Source organism: Streptomyces sp. NPDC025638, from assembly GCF_055558775.1.
Map to the genome: position 1 here is coordinate 12,315 of NZ_JBVHLX010000039.1, position 16,965 is coordinate 29,279.

Below are 16,965 nucleotides of genomic sequence, written 5' to 3' on the forward strand. Positions count from 1 at the left end.
TATTAGCTGTCGTCGAACAAAGCTTCAAGACGGGGGGTCTCCGATGGGTCTGCCTACCAGCCAGAGCACAGTCGAACTGCCCGCACTGCCTCGACTCACCACGACGGTCCCCAGGGAGTACGTGCACCGCGCGAGCTTCGCGGAGGTCTTCCTCACGGGCTGCACGGCCAAGGACGACCTGAGGTTCTCCCTCACCGGTCAGTGGCCCCGGGCGCACACACTCTTCACCAGCCCCGGCGGGAACAGCCACGATCCCCTGCTCACCGCAGAGACGTTTCGGCAGGCCGGCATGTTCCTCGCCCACGCGGAGCTCGGCGTACCGCTCCACCACCGCTTCGTCCTGGGGAACCTCAACTACACGACGGCCCTGCAGAATCTGCGGATCGCGCTCAGCCCGACGGACTTCGACCTCGAGGCCAAATGCACCGAGGTCACCTGGCGCAGGGGCATGGCCAGTTGGCTGCAGCTGGAGCTGTCCATCCGACGCCAGGGCAACGTGGTGGCACACGGCTCGGGCAGCTTCGGCGTGATCCAGCAGGGCGTCTACAAGCGGCTGCGCGCGGCCCGCAAGCCGTGGTCGGGCCCCGCCTTCGACATCCGGGCGGACCGCGCCCCGCTCCCACCGGCGACCGTGGGCCGCGGCTCCACGGCCGATGTGGTGCTGTCGGCCACCGACTCGCCCACCAGCTGGCTGCTCACGCCGCGCCTCGACCACCCGATCCTCTTCGACCACGCCGACGACCATCTGCCCGGCATGGTCCTGCTGGAGGGCGCACGGCAAGCGGCCTCCGCCCTGGTGGCGCCCCGGACGATGACCCCGGCAAGCGCGTCCAGCTCGTTCCGCCGCTACGTCGAACTCGACCGGCCCTGCTGGATCGACATCACACGGGTGTCCCCCGAGAGTGGCGGGATGATGACCGTGGAGGTCACCGGCCGTCAGGACGACGAGACGGTGTTCACCTCGACGATCACCGGACCGGTCGGATGAGGGTGACAGCCACGGCATCGTCACACCCACTCCCCCGCCTACGAGACGTGCGGCCTGTGTTGAGGGACGTGCAGCGGACGGAAAGCCCGCTGCACGTGCACATTAGCGTGCAGCGGTCCCATCCCATAGAGGATTAATACCGGAAGGTCTGTTGTTAACGCGGCTGTCGCCAGGGCGAGTTGTACCCGGACAGGCAATCGTCGGCCGTGCTCGACCGCAGCCCCGCACGGACCGACCTCACCGCGGGTACGAAGGCATGGCCGGACTCCCCGCACGGCCCGGCGTCCCTGCTACGCCGTGACAGCGACCGTCGTACGAACCACGCCTCCACCGCGACCGACCACGCCACCTATTACGGCGTAATAGCCCGCCCGGGTACGGCTCTGCCGGCAAACCGCCCTACAGCGGCAGCGTCAGCCCGCGCTCCCGTACCTCCGGGGAGGTCGGTCCGCCCTCCGAACGCTCCGTCTTGCGCCCCTTCTTGCCCGGTGCCAGTGTGCGCGGGTCCACGGCCTCGGCCGGCGCGCCGGTCGCATACAGCCCGCCGGGCACGGCGTCCCGGTCATGCGGCAACAACCAGAACACCCGGCGGCGGAAGGTGCCGGAGGACCGCGACGGCTTGGCACTGGGACCGAGCAGGGCGTAGCCGACCATACGTCCGTCGCGGTGGTAGGCGGGCCTGCCCTTGCGGGTGGGCAACCGGTCCAGACTCTGACGTACGTAGTCCAGTTCCGTGATGTCCTCGAGCCAGACGAAGTCGACCTCGTGGATGATCTCGTCCTCTCCTATGAGGGCGCTCATGCTGTCTCCTCGTCGGCGACCAGTCCGATGCCCGGGTAGTACTTGCGCTGGTTGGACAAGATCATCTCCTTCGGAGACGCCAGTCCCACCACCTCTCGGACCCGCGCCGCGAAGGCCCGGGACGATATCGCCGGCGCCCCCTCATTTTGACACCACGTCTTGTAGGCCGCGTAGAGCTGGGCCTGCTCCGCTCTCAGATCCGGCCCGAGGCAGCACTCCTCCGACAGGAACCGCCCGGTGTGGTCTTCGGTCTCCGCGTACGCCGTGGTGGCGATGCGCACCCGCTCCGGACCGGCGAGGTCCTTCTCGCCCCTCAGATAGCGGCGGGCGCCCAGGATCAGCCAGTTGAGGATGCCCGGCCCCTCCTCGGTGACCAGCACGTCCGCCAGGTTGTCGATCTTGCGGTCGTCGGACACGACCCGCTCGAACGGGATCAGCCGCATCCGGCGCCAGAACGCGAAGCCGCCGGTGCCCACCTCGGGCCGGTGGTTGCCGAGCAGCCAGAGCTTGTGGGTGGGCTGGAAGCTGAAGAAGTCCTGCCGCATCCGGCGCGCCTTGATCCGGTCGCCACCGGTCAGCAACTTCACCCGCGCCTCGTCGAACCGGTCCCCCGGCTTGACCTCGCTGCACACGATGACCCGCCGCCCGTGCAGCTCGGCCAGATCGGTCGGATGCCCCTCGTACGGCCGGGCCATCAGGAACCCGGGCGGCGCGGCGTCCGCATAGTCACCGACGAGCTTCATCAGCACGTCCAGGAGCACCGACTTGCCGTTCTTGCCGGAGCCGAACAGGAACGGCATCACCTGGCCGCCGACGTCCCCGGTGATGGAGTAGCCCAGCAGCAGATGCAGGAAGTCGATCATTTCCGCGCCCTCGGGCCCGTCGCCGAAGGTGTCGGTGAGGAACCGGTCCCAGCGCGGGGTCGGCATCGCCTGCGGGCCCGCGGTGGTGGAGCGAGAGTGGAAGTCCTTGTCCGGGTCGGGCGTACGGATCAGACCGGTGCGCAGATCGACGATGCCGGCCGGGGTGCACAGCGCGTAGGGGTCGGCGTCCAGCCGGGCGGCGTTGAGCACCATGCCCGGCGCGGACTTGGCCTGGGTGAGCATCGCGTTCATGCCACTGGTGCTCAACGCGCGCCGACGGTGCTGCTGCAGCGCCGAGGCACTGTAGGCCCCGCGCGGGTCGTCGGTCGCCAGGGACTCGGCCAGGTCACCCGCGGCCCACATCACCGTGTCGTCCTCGTCGATCTGCCAGCGGGTGCTGTCCCAGCGGTACCAGCCGAGCCCGGGCACGTGCCGGTAGTCGTTGGAGTACAGCTTGACGAACAGTTTGGCGTTGCCGCGGTCGCTGAGGGTGTCCGGCAGCAGCCCGTCGGCGGTGGCCTCCCCGTCCCCGCCCGCGCCGGGCCGGTGCTCGACGGCCTGCCGGGGCACCTGGGTGCCGGGCTGGGCGAGGATCTGCGCGGCGACCGCCTGGGCGTCGAAGAGCGCGTTGTCGTCGGCGGTCACGCGCGGCCTCCCGGGGACAACGGGCGCTGCTGGCCCGCGCTCAGACCGGAACGGATGATGGCGCGGTAGCGCCGCTGCTGCCCCGGCCGGGCATGCTCTGCGGCCTGGTCCAGCACCCGTTCGGCCTCCTCCTCGGTCAAGTGCCCGGCGGCGACCAGTCCCCCGGCGGTGTAGGCGGCCCGGTTGAGCTTCTCGGAGAAGCCCGCCCCTTCGGACACGGCTGCGCAGGCAGCCACTTCGGCCAGTACGGCGCTCAGGGCCCGGCCCGCGGCCGCGTGCCCTCCTCCGGCGGCCAGCACGGCCTGCCGGGCCCGCGGCGGCACCGGGCGCGGCACGGGCACGTGCGCGGGCGGCAGATGCCCGGTGCGCTCCAGCTCGCGAGCCAGCCAGCCCGGCAGCGGCGCGGGCTCCCGCACCGGCCCGACAGGCTCGTACACTCCCGCCGCGGTCACAGTGCCCGGGGCGACGATGTACCCGCCGTGCGCCCGTACGTCGACCTGCCAGGCCAGCGAACGGCCCCCGCCCGACCCGGTGGAGCACTGCCAGCGCTGCCCGCCCTGGGCCCGGTACCAGACGTGCAGGCCCCCGGAGGGCGTGCGCACGCGCAGGGTGTTCTCGTCGTCCGCGGGGCTGTGCTCACCGCGCAGGGCGGCCAGTACGCCGATGGTGTGGAAGCCGTTGGCGAGCCCGGTCAGATCGACGCCGGCGGAGATCTCGATGCCCGGCAGCAGCCGGTCCCGCCCGGGCAGCTCCTGGGCGTGCGCGTCGATGTCCACGACGACCAGACTCGCGGGCCCGCAGGCGATTCCCACGCCGAAACGCGGGTTGGCCCCCCACCACTGTTCGACCCTGGCGTAGTCGAGGGTGGCGGCGTGGAACCCGTGGCACCAGCGACCGGCGGCCGGGCAGCCGCAGTCCCGGTGGGTGTGCCCGGGCTCGCGGCAGGCCTCGCAGTTGCCCGCGGGAGTCTTGCGCCCCGGCGCCAGCGGGTGGACGGGCCAGCCCCGGCCGACACACCACCGCGCGGTCACCAGGGATCTGGCGCCACCGTGCGGCTCGGGAGACGGCTGCCTTGAGTCGCTGCGCGGAACCCGCAGCTCAGCAGGCATCCACATCCCCCATCAGCGACTGAAGCGACTCAACGACTGAGACAGATTAGCGAACCACACAGACAGAAGGGGACACAGGGAAAACAAAAATCCCTGCGTGTGTCGCCCGGTCGCTCCAGCGACTGAACGCAAATTCTCCAGCGACTCAAGCCAGTTCGGTCGCTGTCTCAGTAGCTCAACGAAGCCGCAGGTCAAAGGGTACTCACACACCAAAACAGCGACTGAAGCGACTCAAGGTCCCTATATATGACGTACACACGCGCACACGCACACGCGCGAATGTCTTCATATACCCCGACCTTCGGTCGCTTCAGTCGCTGTTTCACCTCCGACACCCCTCCTGACCAGGCCTTTTCTCTCAGCGACCGAAGGCGACTCAAGCGACCTTCAGTCGCTCGCCTTCAGTCGCTGTCCCCTCCCCCACCACCCGAGACCCCCATTCGGGCAGCGACTGAACGCACGCAGCGACTCAAGCGACCCTGCAGCAAACCTGGACCCGCCACCCCTCCCCCACCGCCCGGGCCCCGCACCCAACCCGGTCCCACAGTCGCTTCGGTCGCTTCAGTAGCTGCCACCGCCCAGCCGCTGGTTCTGCTTCTGGTCCTGCCCAGGCTCTGGTCATTGGACGCCCGGCCCGAGCCCGACCCAGAGGTCGTCGCTCTCGTGGATGACGTAAACCGGGTCGGTCCTGGCCTTCCAGTCGACGGGAACGACGTAGTAGCGGCCGCTGCGTTCGATCAGGAGCCGCAGCCCCGTATAGCGGTACGGCATTCGCAGGTCCTTACGCGCAAACTTCTCCTCCTGGACCCCGGGCGGGGGCAGGCTCAGCGGCCGGGTGCTGAGGAGCATCACGCTGGGCCAGCTCTGCACATGACTGGCGCGGGCCCTGGCGTCCTTCTCCCCGAGTTGCAGCGCGGTCTCGGTGAGCGCCCAGAACAGGCAGACGACGGCGGCGAAGAAGAGCAGGCCCCGACGGCCCGCTCCCCCCGGCCGGCTGCCCGCGGCGTGTGCGACCAGGCCCAGCAGGAATCCGACCGCGAGCGTGAGCGGGGCGGTCCATTCGTACGGCTGGATCCGTGACCAGAAGACCAGCAGCACCAGCCCGGTCGCCAGGACCACCGGGTAGAGCCGTGCCACCGGAGCCAGGGCGGCTAGAGCCCGTTGAGCGGGCTGCCCGGACAGTGGACGACGCATGACGTACCAGGGAGCGGTCGCCGCGATCAGGACGAGGACAACAGCCACGAGAACCGGAGACCGCAGCAGCTTCAGGCTCTGGAGCACCAGTGGGGCGAAGCCGAAGTCCAGGGAGTAGATGGAGAGATGGAAGTAGCCGTAGTACTGGCTGCTGTACATCGCCCCCAGATAGAACATCAGCGCCGCGATGACGGATGCCTGCGCGATGACGGTCTTGAGAAGTGCCGTCGGGCTCGCCGGTCGGCTCCCGACGCCGGTCCGCCCGTGCCGGGGAGGCAGCAGGTCCTCCGTGGGCTCACTCACGTGCCCTCAGGGGGAGACACTTCGGGAGCGTCGGGAGCCGCGGGAGACGGCGGTGTGGCGGACGGGGCGAGGCTGGGACCGTCGTCATGGTCGCAGTCGGTGCATGTAGGGGGCGGCGGCGGAGACGGGACAGCGGTGCTGCCTGCGGACGACGACGCGGACCTCGGCGAGGGGACTTGGGCCGTGCCGGACAAGGACGGCGATGTCGTCGACGGCGACACCTCCGGGGTGCCGGCGGAGGGACTGGCATCCGGCTTGTGATCGGAGTCGCGGCAGCCGACAACCACAAGAACACCCGACAGGGCGAGCATGCAGACGACGACCATTCGTCCAGCCTTGCCCGACATGCGCCCTCCTTCGTTGCGTGCGAGAGTAGCGCCGTCCAGGCAGCCGAACGGGACACCCGCACAAGGAGCCGTGCCGCGTCATCCGAGCGGCGGACACGGGGGCTATTACGCCGTAATAGCCCCCGGCCCTACCCCCGACATGGGCCATCGACAACGGAGCCGGTGCCGTCCGCCGTGTCCGGGATGGTGGCGCAGACCTGCTTGCCGCTGTCCGAGTCGGTGATGGTCACGTGCCCGTTCGTACCGAAGGAGTTCACCGCCTGCACCTCGTACACGCCGTCGGAGGTCACCACCGACGAGTCCGGCGTGACGTCGCGCGGCGAGGTGCTGCACGGCAACGGAACGTATGTGGCCGCGCCACCGGACCCGGGTTGGCTCGGATGGACGAAGGTCGGTTGCGCGGAGGCGGGGTCACAGCTGCGGGCCGAGTCCAGCGCCTCGCCGATGATCCGGCGACCGGCCGCATGCAGCCCGTCGCTTGCCTCCTGTTCCTCGAAGGCTTCGCCCAGCAGCACGAGTCCACCTATGGCGCACATGGTCAGTCCGAGCCCGAACAGCCAGTTGGTCAGACGCCTGGCATGGGGCTCCCGCCGCGTCAGCGCGACCGCCACGCCAGCCGTGAGAACGACCACCGCGCCGACCCCGAGCAGGGCCCAGGCCGGCCCGGTCGAGATGGGCCCTGTGTTCAGTCCGTTGGGTGGCAACGGCTGAGCGATCACCAGGCGCCCCCGGTCATGACGGCCGCCCGCCGAACTCCCAGTCGTGCACCTCGATATCGGCGTACCGCTCCGCGGTCAGGAGGGCGCGTGCCGTCTCCGGATCCGGCGCTCGGACCAACGCCGCCGTGCCCAACCAGGTGGCGCCGTCGTCGGACAGCAGCGGCCCGTAGGCGATCAGCTCGTCCTGACCGGGCGGCACCGCGAGGTCGGCGGCCTGCCCCGTACCGAGTCCGAGGACCAGGTACCGGTTGCCGCCGCTCCGCCCACCGGGAAAGTCCCACATGGTGCGCCCCAGCATGTTCCGCCACCGCCGCAGCAGCACGTCCCGGTAGACACCGGCCTGATAGTTCGGCTCGTCGAAGGCGAACGCGCGGGCGGCGGCGGCATCGGGCAGATCGAGGATGTGCACGCTTCCGGTGACGGTGTCGTCGGCCGCGAAGGTCGGGCCCCGGGCGATCATCTCCTTCGCGTACCGGTCCATGTAGGACCAGTGCTCTTCGAGCAGTTCGTCGCGCAACGGCAGAGAGCCGGGCCTGTCACGGTGGTAGCAGAGGAACTCCATGGCCACAGCTTCTCTTCAAGGAGGCGACCGGGTCGAGCGGCTTTCCCTGCGCCGGCCCCGACAGCCACGGGGCTATTACGACGTAATAGCCCCGCCCCCGCCCCGTCCTTGCCCCGCCCCTCCCCCGCCTCACCGCGCTCAACGCCTGAGCGCCCGTCCACGCGGACTCAAGTCCCCCCGGTCAGGCTGCTCGCGGAAACGCGTCACACCACCCGGCAGCCGGAAGGAAGCCCGCCGATGGCCTCAGCACCGTGGAACTCGACGTTCGAGACCGTCCTTCAGCGCGGCCTGCCCGGGCTGGGCAAGGACAAGGCGCCCATGGCCGATGAGCCTCTGGAGACCTACGGTCTGGACTCCCTGGCCCTCATCGGCATCGTCAGCGCACTGGAGTCCTCGTTCGGCATCAGCCTCGCCGGCCAGGTCGTCGTGCCCGTCCGCACCCTGACCGCCGGTCAGCTGTGGGGCATCGTCTCCGCCGCGCTCCAGCCCGCCTGGGACACCTCGCGCCCCGCCTCCCGCCGCGCTCCCCAGGGCCCGAGCCCCTGGGCCATCGCCTGACGCAGCCCACTCCCCCACTCCCTCACCCCCCACTGCCCCACCCCATTACGGCGTAATAGCCCGGGCGTCCCGTTGATCCCGCCCCGGCTATTACGCCGTAATACGTCTCGGTACGACGTCCCACGCACCTTCCGCCCCCCACTGAGACCGGCCAACTTTCCCTAACTAACGTGTCGGACGAGATTTCGATCAAGCACGTTAGTAAGGTATCTCCCATGAGTTCTCCAGCCACCTCCAGTGACCGCGAGAAGGTCGTGTCCAAGCTGCCGGGTCGGCTCCGGCAGGACCTCAAAGTCAGGGCCGCCCAGCACGGCCTCGAGATCCAGAGCGCCGTCGAGGAGGGCATCACCGCCTGGTGCGCCCTCGCCTCCGCCCTGGAACCCGTCGACACCTCGGGTGCCGACTCCTTCTCCACCTTCCTCCCCCAGGGCCAGTGGGACGAGTTCAAGCGGACGGCCGCCGACCGCGGGGTCTCCCTCATCCAGGGCCTCGCCCAGTCCGTCAGGCTCTGGCTCGACACCAACCCCGCCCCCGACGTCGTACGCCCGGCCGTCACCCGCCGCATCGTCGTCTGCAACCAGAAGGGCGGTGTCGGCAAGACCGCCATCACCGCGGGCACCGGCGAGGCAATGGCCGAGGACCCCAACAAGCTTCACCCGGTCCGCGTGGCCAAGCAGTTGGTCGCCGCCCTCCGCGCCGTGGAGACCGATGAGCCCGAGACCATGACCGACGACCCGCTGGACGTCGAGAGCCTCCCCGGCCTCGGCATGCGTGTCCTCCTGGTCGACTTCGACCCCCAGTGCCACCTCACCAACCAGCTCGGCGCCACCCCCGTGCCGATGAACGGCGACAGCCTCACCAACCACATGGCGGGCGACCCCAAGGGAGACCTCCGCGACCTCATCGTCTCCATCGACGACGACAACTTCGACGGCCGCCTGCACCTTCTCCCCGGCTGCAACGATGCCTTCCTCCTCGACGTGCGCCTCTCCGCCGTAAGAGCCCGAGAAGCCGCACTCGAACGGGCCCTGGCCCCCCTGGAAGCCGACTACGACGTCATCCTCATCGACTGCCCGCCCAGCCTCGGCCTCAGCATGGACGCCGCCGCCTACTACGGCCGCCGCCGCGACAACGAGAAGCCCGGCCAGTCCGGAGCCCTCGTCGTCGTCCAGGCCGAGGACAGCTCCGCCGACGCGTACGAACTCCTCACCACCCAGATCGAGGACCTGCGCGCCGACCTCTCCCTCGAAATCGACTACCTGGGCATCGTCGTCAACCTCTACGACGGCCGCCGCGGCTACATCGCCACCTCCTCGCTCCAGGGCTGGGTGGACATAAAGGATCCGCGGGTGGTGGGCCTCGTCGGCGACCTGAAGGAACAAAAAGAAGCAGTCCGCATGAAGCAGCCGTTGTTGTCCTACGCCCCCAAGTCCCAGCAGGCCGTCAGCATGCGCGCCCTGGCCCGGGAGATCTCATGACGAAGAAGGCCGAGCAGCTGGGTGCCGGCCGGTTCGGAGCCTCGGCACGACCGGTCAGCGCCCGCCGCGCAGCCGTGGCCGCGGCCACCGGAGTCCCCACGGACGGAGTCGCCCCGCCAACCGAACTCCCCACCCATCGCGTCAGCCTGAACCCCGACAACCCCCGCTCGACCCTCGGCGATCTGACCGACCTCGCGGGCAGCCTCAGCACCCACGGTCAGAAGCAGGCGATCACGGTCATGAACCGCGACACCTATATCAAGGCCAACCCCGACCACGAGGGCAGCCTCGAAGCGGACACCTATTACGTCGTAATCGACGGCAGCAGCCGCCTGGCCGCTGCCCGTGAGGCAGGCCTGGCCACCGTCAAGGTCATGGTCAGTGACGACCAGGGGAGTACCTCCGAGGAACTCCTCGAGTCAGCGCTGGTCGCCAACATCCACCGCCAGGACCTCGACGAGCTCGACGAGGCCAAGGCCCTCAACCGCCTCCTGGCCATCCACGGCAGCCAGACGGCCCTCGCCAAGCGCCTCCACCGCTCCCAGGGCTGGGTCTCCCAACGCCTGGCCCTCCTGAGCCTCACCCCCGACCTCCAGTCCCGCATCGGCCAGGACCCCATCGACCTCCTGCGCGCGGTAGGCAACAAGCCGGCCGACCAGCAGGAGACGGCCCTGGAAGAACTGAAGGCGGAACGAGCCCGCAAGGAAGCCGAGCGACCCGCACAGAAGCCAGGCAAACGCCCAGCAGCCACCCTGCCGAAGCCCAAGCCGGAGCCGGAGCCCCCCACCTATTACGACGTAATAGAAGACCCGGCGACCAAGCCACAACTCGGCCCCGAGCCGGAACCCGACCCCAAACCCCCCACCACAAGCACAACCACCACCACAACCACCGTCGACACGGACGCGCTGGTCCCCGAACCCCGCTCCGACTCCTCGAACCCCCCAAAACTCCCCTACGACGACGGCGCCTTCCTCGCCATGCACCTCATCCGCAAGATGACGGACACAGAGTTCGACAAGATGCTCAGCATCCTCAACGAACACCAGCGACAACGCGCGACCGCCGACAAGTGACCACCACAACAAGGGGCCCCTGCCGAACAAAGGCAGGGGCCCCTCGCTCTACCTATTACGCCGTAATAGCTCACGGAGCACGCGGGGGAGCACCCCCTCCCGTGCTCGCGGCTCTCCCCACGCCCACCCGCGGCCCGTCCCACCCCCCGGCCGGAACAAAACGCAAACGTGGCTGAGCCGGGGGAGTGGTTGCTGGAAACACACGCGCGCCTGCCCGTTCGGCGCCCCCACCGCCGTGGCTGACTTTCGCTGGCTGAGGTCCGGAAGGGGTGGCATGGCCAACGCGGCAAGTAGGGGCGGGCATAGCTACTCAAGGACCTGGTTCGACCCCAGCATTTCCCCGAACCACCCACACTCCGCCGCAACCTGACGCTCCGCTGACCGCCGCCCCTGCGCAACGGAACACAACCTCAGCCTCAAGTAAAAGAGCGTCAGCTGCCCAAACCACCGCTGACCTGCGAGAACGCTACCTCCGACCCAGTTCCTGGGAACTGCCAGGCAGTTCCTGGAACAGCACACACGGTCTGAGGGATCGTGGGCCAACGATCCTAGGAACTGGGTACCACGACCACAGGATCGTGGCAGATTGACTTCACGTTCATGAAGGCGTCCCAGAAAACCCCGTTTTACGCCGTCCGAGCGGCACTCGGGATCCGGCCGAGAAGTCCAGCGACACGTCCCTCAGAGCGGGGCTCATCGACTTCTTGCTCATGTACGTTAAGTTCATCAGGTCGGCCTGAAAGCCGCCCTCATGAATGCTTCAGCAACCAGCCTCGGAGGCCCTGTTGGGAACAGCGCGCAGACTGCTGGACGCTGACACCGGCGAGATCGTCCCCTATGCGCCGTACGCCTTCTCCGGCAGGCACACCCAGGTCGACAAGGCACGGGTGGAGGCGATCACCGAGAGCAGGGCCTTCACGCCCAGCCAGAAGTTCCTCGTCCTGTGGTGGATCGGAGTGTCACCGGAAGGCATGGAGCCCCTCAAGGCCACCGGCGCGGACATCGGCCAGCGGGTCGGCATGTCCACCGATGCTGTGGGGAAGATCAACCGGAAGTTGGCCAAGCACCGCATCCTGATCGTCCGCGGCCGCATCGGAAACTACAACTTCTACCGGATCAGCCCGTACATTGCTTTTCACGGGACTGGGATCGAACAGCGCGAAGCCATCAAGACCTGCAACCCGCCGGACATCCCCGGATTCGACGAGTCAACCCCTGCACGGTGGGAGGCAAAGTGAGCAACACCAAGGAAATGACCCTCCGCCTGCTGGAACACACCGCCGGCCTGCCCGCCAACCAGCGCCTGATTCTGATGCTCTACGCCGCGCACCCTGCGGACCGCGCCGGCACAGTCAGCAAGACGGCCGCCGAGCTGGCCGACGTCCTCGGCATGTCGCCCACCGTCTTCTCCCGCACCCGCCGCCAGATCGTCGAGTCCGGCTGGCTGGAGGAGTCCGAGCGCCTGGGCCACATCCGCTACTACCGCCTGAGCCCCAAGGCCACCGGCGAAGAGGTCGTCGTACCACTGCGCCGCGCAACCTGACCCGACCCCATCCTGGTGGACTTACCTGATTGACCTGAAGTTCATCAGCTAAGTCCACCAGGACGCCTCGCATGCACTGCAGTCAATGACATTGCTCGGGGGAGTAGCCGCAGAAGGAGCGTGAGCGTGTACGACCCCGCACGGGAGCACCCGTACCCCGACGCCCACCGGCCGGAGGACGCGCCCGCACCGCACGCACTGCTCACGCCTGTGCTCGGTTTTCTGGGCATGTGGCACGGTCGGGGCCAGGGGGGATACCCGACGCTTGCAGGGGACTTCACATACGCGCAGGAGGTCACCTTCAGCCACGACGGCCGCCCCTTCCTCCGCTACGAGGCCCGGGCCTGGCTGCTCGACGCCGACGGCTCGCCGTTGCGTCCGGCGGCCCGGGAGAGCGGATGGTGGCGGCTTCAGCCCGACGGGAGGGTGGAGGCACTGATCACCCAGCCCACCGGCATCGCCGAGATCGCGGTCGGCCGGGCGGCACGGGACACGGTGGATCTCTCCACCCACGAGGTGGCCCTCACTCCCACTGCCAAGGAGGTCAATGCCACCCGCCGCCGCTACACCCTGACCGACAGCGACACACTGACGTTCGTCCACGACCTCGCGGCGGTAGGCCGGCCGCTGCAGCACCATCTCTCGGCAACCCTGCGACGCGCACGGTAGGCCGTACCTTGCCGGCACCGTGACTTCACTGACGGTCCTTGCGTTCCCCGACTGGACGACACCACGAGGGCCGGAGAGCAGGGGAGGGCACCCACGATGGCCGACATCGGCAGCAGCTTCGAGGATGCCGACGCCGAGCACTTCACTCGCCCTGTTCCCAGGTCGGCGCAGGCGCAGATGCGTTTTTTGGTACGGCAGTTGAAGGGCACCAGGCCGGTGGCCGAGCTCCTGGGCGTTTCCCAGCGCACGGTGGAGCGCTACGTCAAGGGACAGCTGAAGACTCCCCGCCGCGATTTGGCGGCCCGCTTGTACCGCGAGGTACGTCGCCGCTGGCAACCGCAGGTCCGTGCGCGGGCCAGGCAGCGGGCGGCGGCCACGGACGGCATCTTCACCTCCACCCGTGCCCGCTTCGGTTTTACCGCGGCGGTCGGCACTACGGACGACCCGCGCGTACGTCACATCAACCAGGCCCTGCCCCCGGAGTACGCGGCCCGCCTCTTCGCCGCCCAGCAGGCTGGCGCAACTGAGCAGCAGCTGCGGGTCATTCTGGCGGAGGGGTTGGGCGAGATGTATTTCCGTGATGCGGGCCGTCGGGCTCAGGGTCTGTTGGTGGAGTTGACGGACATCGAGCAGTTGGAGCTGCACTACTGACCGGGACCTGCGCCGGCCAGACCAGAGAGCGGTGAGTGGCGCAAGACGATGGCCGCCCGGACCCGCGGAACGCGCTGGGCGCGCCTCTGAGGCGCTCTCAGGGCTCTGGTGTGGGTAGAGCTGGTTGAACGACGGTGAGGGGCTGCTCGGTGGGGCCTGTGGGCTCTGGAAGGACTTTGCGGGTGAGTTGGTTCCTGGTTTCCGCCGGAGGGGAGTGATGCGTCCGTGGGCCAGGGGTGTTACTGGGGTTCTTCGGCAAGTTGGTGGTGTGCGGTGGTGAGGAGTCGTGCTGTCTTGAAGGGTGTGCAGAGGGTGGCGGCTGAGGGCATGGGTACGGCCCAGTAGGAGGGGCACGAGCGCGGGTTGAAGTCCGTTTCGTCCAGGCTGGGTACGCCGAGGTAGGTGCCGTGTCCGAGAAGTTCGACGTCCAGCCTGGTCCGCCATTCGTATGCTGCTGGGTGCCAGGTGTGGGGCATGCCGGCGGGGACGAGTGCGTAGTACCGGCGGCCGTGGGGGTCGCAGATGACGGGACCTCCGTCGAGGACGTCTTCGAGGAAGTCGTCGATGTCTTCGGGCTCTTCGGTCCCGGCGACTGCGAAGACCACACGTCCGGGGATGCGTACGGCGCAGAAGAGAGTTCCGAGCGGCAGCAGGGCGGCCTTGTGTTCCTGCCACTCCTGGCGGGCCTGCTGTGGGGCGGGATGCGAGGCGAGGAGCCAGTGCTCGGTGGCCAGTCCTCGGTCCGCGCCTGTGTGTATGAGCACCCCGGGTGCGGCCTGGACCGGCTGCAGTGCTTTCAGGTCGTTCGTGCGGTCCACGGTGTCGACGCTCCTCACCACTGTTGGGCGTTCTCGGGCAGCTGCCCGCGGGCAGACGCGCAGGGGCGTCGGCACGCTCAAGAGACTGGACCGGTGGACCGGTCCAGACAAGCGGGATGGCCTCAATTCACCTACTGCATGGGGTAGTTGTCCACCTGTTCGAACACATGCGAGGCGGTGATGCCTTCCTCGCATACCAACGCCCGCCGCTCCAGGTCGTACGCGGTGTGCAGCACCACAGCCACCGCCGCTGGCCGCTGCAGGTCCAGAAGTGCGGTCTCTTCCCCTGCGGCCAGACGTACGGTCGTCACGTCCACGCCCTCCACGGGTGACCGGCCGGTCTGGCGGCGTACATAGTGCGTCGTTCCCTCGGCGATCGGCCCCTTCATGGCCAGGCGGGGAGCGGCGCCCACGACCGACAACGGGAACCACGCCGTCACCAGAGTTTGCGGCGACCCGTCTTCCAGCAGTACGAGTCGGATACGCCGCAGCGCCTTCTCACCTCCCATCAGCCCCAATGCCTCGGCGACACGCGCAGGTGGTACCACACGGTCCGGAACGCCGATGCGCCGATAGGACCCGCCGCCTGACAACCGGCTCGTCCCTGCCCGGCGCCCGCCGGCAGGCCGGGCAACCGGCGTCTCGGCCACCGTGAATCCAGCTCCCTGCCGGGCGACCACCAGGCCGTCATTGCGCAGGACGTCGTACGCCTTGACCACCGTGGCCCGCGACACGCTCCACTGCTCGGCCAGATCACGTCCGGACGGCAGCAGGTCACCGGACTCGAACTCACCGTTCGCGATCCGGGTGCGCAGATCCTCGGCGATCTGCTCGTACTTCAGCAGCGGCATGGGGCGTACTTCCGATCACTGGACTGGTCCACCGGCAAGCCACCAGAATGCCCGCATGACGAGTCACGGGGTAGCGCCGGAGATCGTGAGGTTCTACAGCGAGATGATCGACGAGGCGGACCGGTTGTCCGCAACGGCCGACGGCCGCCTGGAGTTGCTGCGCACTCAGGAGTTGCTGCGCCGCTTCCTCCCCCCGGCTCGCGCGCGCGTCCTTGACGTCGGTGGGGGACCGGGCGCGCATGCCCGATGGCTCGTGCAGGACGGATACGACGTCCACTTGATCGATCCGATTCCGCGGCACATCGAGCAGGCGAAGGCCACCGGGGCCAGCGTCGAACTGGGCGACGCCCGCCACCTGACTGCCGAGAAGAACGCCTCCTATGACGTCGTCCTGGTCCTGGGCCCGCTCTACCACCTCCTGGAACGCACCGACCGCGACCAGGCCCTGGCGGAGGCCTACCGCGTCCTGAAACCGGGCGGTCTGGTGGCAGCGGCCGGCATCAACCGGTACGCCTCGCTGTTCGAGCACACGGCCTTCGCGCACCTGCACAAGGAGCCGATACGAAAAAGCATCGGCGCGATCCTGGCCACCCAGATCCACGACGGGAAGAAGGCCTTCACGGCTGCCTACTTCCACAGTGGCGAGCAGCTGCACGACGAAGTGGCGGCAGCCGGGTTCACCGGCACGGAGGTCTTCGGCGTCGAGGGCCCGGCCTGGTCCCTGCTCGCGGCGGCCGAACGCAACACCGGCCAGTCGTTCCAGGCAACGAGCCTTTTCGAGTCGGCCCTCACTGCAGCGCGTCTGGCCGAGCCATATCCGGAACTGCTGGCAGCCAGCTCGCACTTGCTGGCGGTGGGCCGCCGCCCTGCCTGAGCGGGTAAGGTCCACTTCGCCCGCAGCGAACGACTACGCGTTTCACTGATCCCTGGCCGCGAATCGTTTGTTCAGGCAGTCGGTCGGCTTCGCAGTGGTACGACGACCTCGCGGCCGGTGGCTTTTTGGCCGAGCCGGAAGAACTTCACTTGGCCCTCGCTGTGCGTGTGCTCCAGCCAGCCGTCTTCTACCAGCTCTCTGCGGGCGCGTGAGAAGTGTGGTGCGGGAACTCCTATGCGCTCGGCCAGTTCAGCTGCCGTGCGCTCCACGGCGTTGTCCAGCCCGCCCAGGATTGCGTAGGTCATCAGTACGTTCTGCTTGAGGTGCGGCAGTCCGTTGGTCCGTTCCTGCAGGGCGGCGAGTTCGGGGTACGGGTTTTGACGTGGCATTGGTTCGGCCCTTCGGTGCTGAGCCGGAGCTTCCCGGCAGGGATGGATCTCGCCGGTTGCTGTGTTCACCAGTTCCCGGCTATGTCCGCGGCGCCCCTGCTTCGGCACGTACATCCCCCGGCCTGTGCTCGTCCTGGTCTGCTTTCTGACGACCTGTAGATTACCACCAGTGACATGTCGTCTGTGGTAATCGAGGGAATTGAGGCGTTCCTTCGGCTACCACAGACGACATGACCATGAATGACATGTATCGGCATCCCAGGATGCTCATATCGCGCAGGTTTCTGCAGGTCAGACGCCCGCGGAGGCTGCGCGCTCTATATACAACACAGGAACCCTCTCAACTGTTGCCCGCACGAGTAGCGCCGTGCTCCTCTCCTGGCGCAGGGGTATGGAGTCTTGACGGGACACCAGATTGTGCGTGTCGAAGGCTGATGGGTGACGTGTGAGTTGCGGTGGAGTGCGTCAGCTGTCTGTACCGGGAGTGTGGGGTGTTTGTGCTGGTCGGGGGAGTGGACGGGAGTGTG

At 68.3% G+C, this 16,965-nt stretch carries 19 protein-coding genes; 10 read left to right on the plus strand and 9 right to left on the minus strand.

What is annotated here, in order from left to right; all coding sequences use genetic code 11:
• Positions 1-43: 43 nt before the first annotated feature.
• Positions 44-988 carry a ScbA/BarX family gamma-butyrolactone biosynthesis protein gene (locus ACZ4EG_RS45155; RefSeq protein WP_467794856.1) on the plus strand — a complete coding sequence of 315 codons (945 nt, stop codon included), beginning with the start codon at positions 44-46 and terminating at the stop codon, positions 986-988.
• 399 nt (positions 989-1,387) lie between these two features.
• Here ACZ4EG_RS45155 and ACZ4EG_RS45160 read toward each other — a convergent pair whose 3' ends face one another.
• From ACZ4EG_RS45160 to ACZ4EG_RS45175, 4 genes are all read right to left on the minus strand, one after another.
• Complete coding sequence (locus tag ACZ4EG_RS45160) at positions 1,388-1,789, minus strand: DUF6009 family protein (protein WP_467794857.1); 402 nt, start codon at positions 1,787-1,789, stop codon at positions 1,388-1,390.
• A complete protein-coding gene (locus ACZ4EG_RS45165; RefSeq protein ID WP_453561883.1) occupies positions 1,786-3,297 on the minus strand; it encodes a DNA primase family protein in 1,512 nt (503 codons plus the stop codon). Before ACZ4EG_RS45165 ends, ACZ4EG_RS45160 begins: the two co-directional genes overlap by 4 nt.
• Positions 3,294-4,406 carry a bifunctional DNA primase/polymerase gene (locus ACZ4EG_RS45170; protein WP_467794858.1) on the minus strand — a complete coding sequence of 371 codons (1,113 nt, stop codon included), beginning with the start codon at positions 4,404-4,406 and terminating at the stop codon, positions 3,294-3,296. Before ACZ4EG_RS45170 ends, ACZ4EG_RS45165 begins: the two co-directional genes overlap by 4 nt.
• Before the next feature lie 618 nt (positions 4,407-5,024).
• The gene (locus ACZ4EG_RS45175) at positions 5,025-5,903 is read right to left on the minus strand and encodes a hypothetical protein (RefSeq protein WP_467794859.1); all 879 of its coding nucleotides are present in this window, start codon (positions 5,901-5,903) and stop codon (positions 5,025-5,027) included.
• Positions 5,904-6,038: 135 nt separating this feature from the next.
• Here ACZ4EG_RS45175 and ACZ4EG_RS45180 point away from each other — a divergent pair, with 135 nt between their 5' ends.
• Complete coding sequence (locus tag ACZ4EG_RS45180; protein ID WP_453561887.1) at positions 6,039-6,164, plus strand: hypothetical protein; 126 nt, start codon at positions 6,039-6,041, stop codon at positions 6,162-6,164.
• 214 nt (positions 6,165-6,378) lie between these two features.
• Here ACZ4EG_RS45180 and ACZ4EG_RS45185 read toward each other — a convergent pair whose 3' ends face one another.
• Both ACZ4EG_RS45185 and ACZ4EG_RS45190 read right to left on the minus strand, forming a co-directional pair.
• A complete protein-coding gene (locus tag ACZ4EG_RS45185) occupies positions 6,379-6,969 on the minus strand; it encodes a hypothetical protein (protein ID WP_467794860.1) in 591 nt (196 codons plus the stop codon).
• Between the two features lie 13 nt (positions 6,970-6,982).
• Positions 6,983-7,531, minus strand: coding sequence for a YciI family protein (locus ACZ4EG_RS45190; protein WP_467794861.1), 549 nt, complete (start codon positions 7,529-7,531; stop codon positions 6,983-6,985).
• Positions 7,532-7,768: 237 nt separating this feature from the next.
• Here ACZ4EG_RS45190 and ACZ4EG_RS45195 point away from each other — a divergent pair, with 237 nt between their 5' ends.
• The 7 genes from ACZ4EG_RS45195 (at position 7,769) to tpg (ending at position 13,506) form a co-directional block, all read left to right on the plus strand.
• Positions 7,769-8,089 carry an acyl carrier protein gene (locus tag ACZ4EG_RS45195; RefSeq protein ID WP_453561893.1) on the plus strand — a complete coding sequence of 107 codons (321 nt, stop codon included), beginning with the start codon at positions 7,769-7,771 and terminating at the stop codon, positions 8,087-8,089.
• Between the two features lie 215 nt (positions 8,090-8,304).
• The gene (locus ACZ4EG_RS45200; protein WP_453561895.1) at positions 8,305-9,567 is read left to right on the plus strand and encodes an AAA family ATPase; all 1,263 of its coding nucleotides are present in this window, start codon (positions 8,305-8,307) and stop codon (positions 9,565-9,567) included.
• Entirely contained in the window at positions 9,564-10,643 is a 1,080-nt protein-coding gene (locus ACZ4EG_RS45205) for a ParB/RepB/Spo0J family partition protein (protein WP_467794862.1), read from the plus strand. Before ACZ4EG_RS45200 ends, ACZ4EG_RS45205 begins: the two co-directional genes overlap by 4 nt.
• Positions 10,644-11,428: 785 nt before the next feature.
• Positions 11,429-11,881 (plus strand): MarR family transcriptional regulator, encoded by a 453-nt coding sequence (locus ACZ4EG_RS45210; RefSeq protein WP_390713150.1) that lies wholly within the window; start codon positions 11,429-11,431, stop codon positions 11,879-11,881.
• Positions 11,882-11,895: 14 nt separating this feature from the next.
• Positions 11,896-12,186 carry a replication initiation protein, RepL2 gene (locus tag ACZ4EG_RS45215; RefSeq protein WP_467794867.1) on the plus strand — a complete coding sequence of 97 codons (291 nt, stop codon included), beginning with the start codon at positions 11,896-11,898 and terminating at the stop codon, positions 12,184-12,186.
• A 126-nt stretch (positions 12,187-12,312) separates the two neighbouring features.
• Positions 12,313-12,855 (plus strand): heme-binding beta-barrel domain-containing protein, encoded by a 543-nt coding sequence (locus ACZ4EG_RS45220; RefSeq protein ID WP_467794863.1) that lies wholly within the window; start codon positions 12,313-12,315, stop codon positions 12,853-12,855.
• Between the two features lie 96 nt (positions 12,856-12,951).
• Positions 12,952-13,506 carry a telomere-protecting terminal protein Tpg gene (tpg, locus tag ACZ4EG_RS45225; protein ID WP_467794864.1) on the plus strand — a complete coding sequence of 185 codons (555 nt, stop codon included), beginning with the start codon at positions 12,952-12,954 and terminating at the stop codon, positions 13,504-13,506.
• A 239-nt stretch (positions 13,507-13,745) separates the two neighbouring features.
• Here the strand turns inward: tpg and ACZ4EG_RS45230 are convergent, their stop codons facing one another.
• Together ACZ4EG_RS45230 and ACZ4EG_RS45235 are read right to left on the minus strand one after the other, a co-directional pair.
• Entirely contained in the window at positions 13,746-14,324 is a 579-nt protein-coding gene (locus ACZ4EG_RS45230) for a hypothetical protein (RefSeq protein WP_467794865.1), read from the minus strand.
• Positions 14,325-14,455: 131 nt separating this feature from the next.
• On the minus strand, positions 14,456-15,175 hold the full coding sequence (locus ACZ4EG_RS45235; RefSeq protein ID WP_453561903.1) for a GntR family transcriptional regulator: 720 nt from the start codon (positions 15,173-15,175) through the stop codon (positions 14,456-14,458).
• Between the two features lie 55 nt (positions 15,176-15,230).
• On the opposite strand from ACZ4EG_RS45235, the gene ACZ4EG_RS45240 reads away from it, so the two are divergent.
• Positions 15,231-16,049 carry a class I SAM-dependent methyltransferase gene (locus ACZ4EG_RS45240; RefSeq protein ID WP_467794866.1) on the plus strand — a complete coding sequence of 273 codons (819 nt, stop codon included), beginning with the start codon at positions 15,231-15,233 and terminating at the stop codon, positions 16,047-16,049.
• A gap of 71 nt (positions 16,050-16,120) precedes the next feature.
• Here ACZ4EG_RS45240 and ACZ4EG_RS45245 read toward each other — a convergent pair whose 3' ends face one another.
• Positions 16,121-16,438 carry a MarR family transcriptional regulator gene (locus tag ACZ4EG_RS45245; RefSeq protein ID WP_453561906.1) on the minus strand — a complete coding sequence of 106 codons (318 nt, stop codon included), beginning with the start codon at positions 16,436-16,438 and terminating at the stop codon, positions 16,121-16,123.
• Positions 16,439-16,965 lie beyond the last annotated feature (527 nt).

Coding starts and splice junctions, on each gene's coding strand:
- ACZ4EG_RS45155 (WP_467794856.1), top strand. CDS start 44: ATGGGTCTGCCTACCAGCCAGAGCACAGTCGAACTGCCCGCACTGCCT.
- ACZ4EG_RS45160 (WP_467794857.1), bottom strand. CDS start 1,789: ATGAGCGCCCTCATAGGAGAGGACGAGATCATCCACGAGGTCGACTTC.
- ACZ4EG_RS45170 (WP_467794858.1), bottom strand. CDS start 4,406: ATGCCTGCTGAGCTGCGGGTTCCGCGCAGCGACTCAAGGCAGCCGTCT.
- ACZ4EG_RS45190 (WP_467794861.1), bottom strand. CDS start 7,531: ATGGAGTTCCTCTGCTACCACCGTGACAGGCCCGGCTCTCTGCCGTTG.
- ACZ4EG_RS45195 (WP_453561893.1), top strand. CDS start 7,769: ATGGCCTCAGCACCGTGGAACTCGACGTTCGAGACCGTCCTTCAGCGC.
- ACZ4EG_RS45200 (WP_453561895.1), top strand. CDS start 8,305: ATGAGTTCTCCAGCCACCTCCAGTGACCGCGAGAAGGTCGTGTCCAAG.
- ACZ4EG_RS45205 (WP_467794862.1), top strand. CDS start 9,564: ATGACGAAGAAGGCCGAGCAGCTGGGTGCCGGCCGGTTCGGAGCCTCG.
- ACZ4EG_RS45215 (WP_467794867.1), top strand. CDS start 11,896: ATGACCCTCCGCCTGCTGGAACACACCGCCGGCCTGCCCGCCAACCAG.
- tpg (WP_467794864.1), top strand. CDS start 12,952: ATGGCCGACATCGGCAGCAGCTTCGAGGATGCCGACGCCGAGCACTTC.
- ACZ4EG_RS45235 (WP_453561903.1), bottom strand. CDS start 15,175: ATGCCGCTGCTGAAGTACGAGCAGATCGCCGAGGATCTGCGCACCCGG.
- ACZ4EG_RS45240 (WP_467794866.1), top strand. CDS start 15,231: ATGACGAGTCACGGGGTAGCGCCGGAGATCGTGAGGTTCTACAGCGAG.
- ACZ4EG_RS45245 (WP_453561906.1), bottom strand. CDS start 16,438: ATGCCACGTCAAAACCCGTACCCCGAACTCGCCGCCCTGCAGGAACGG.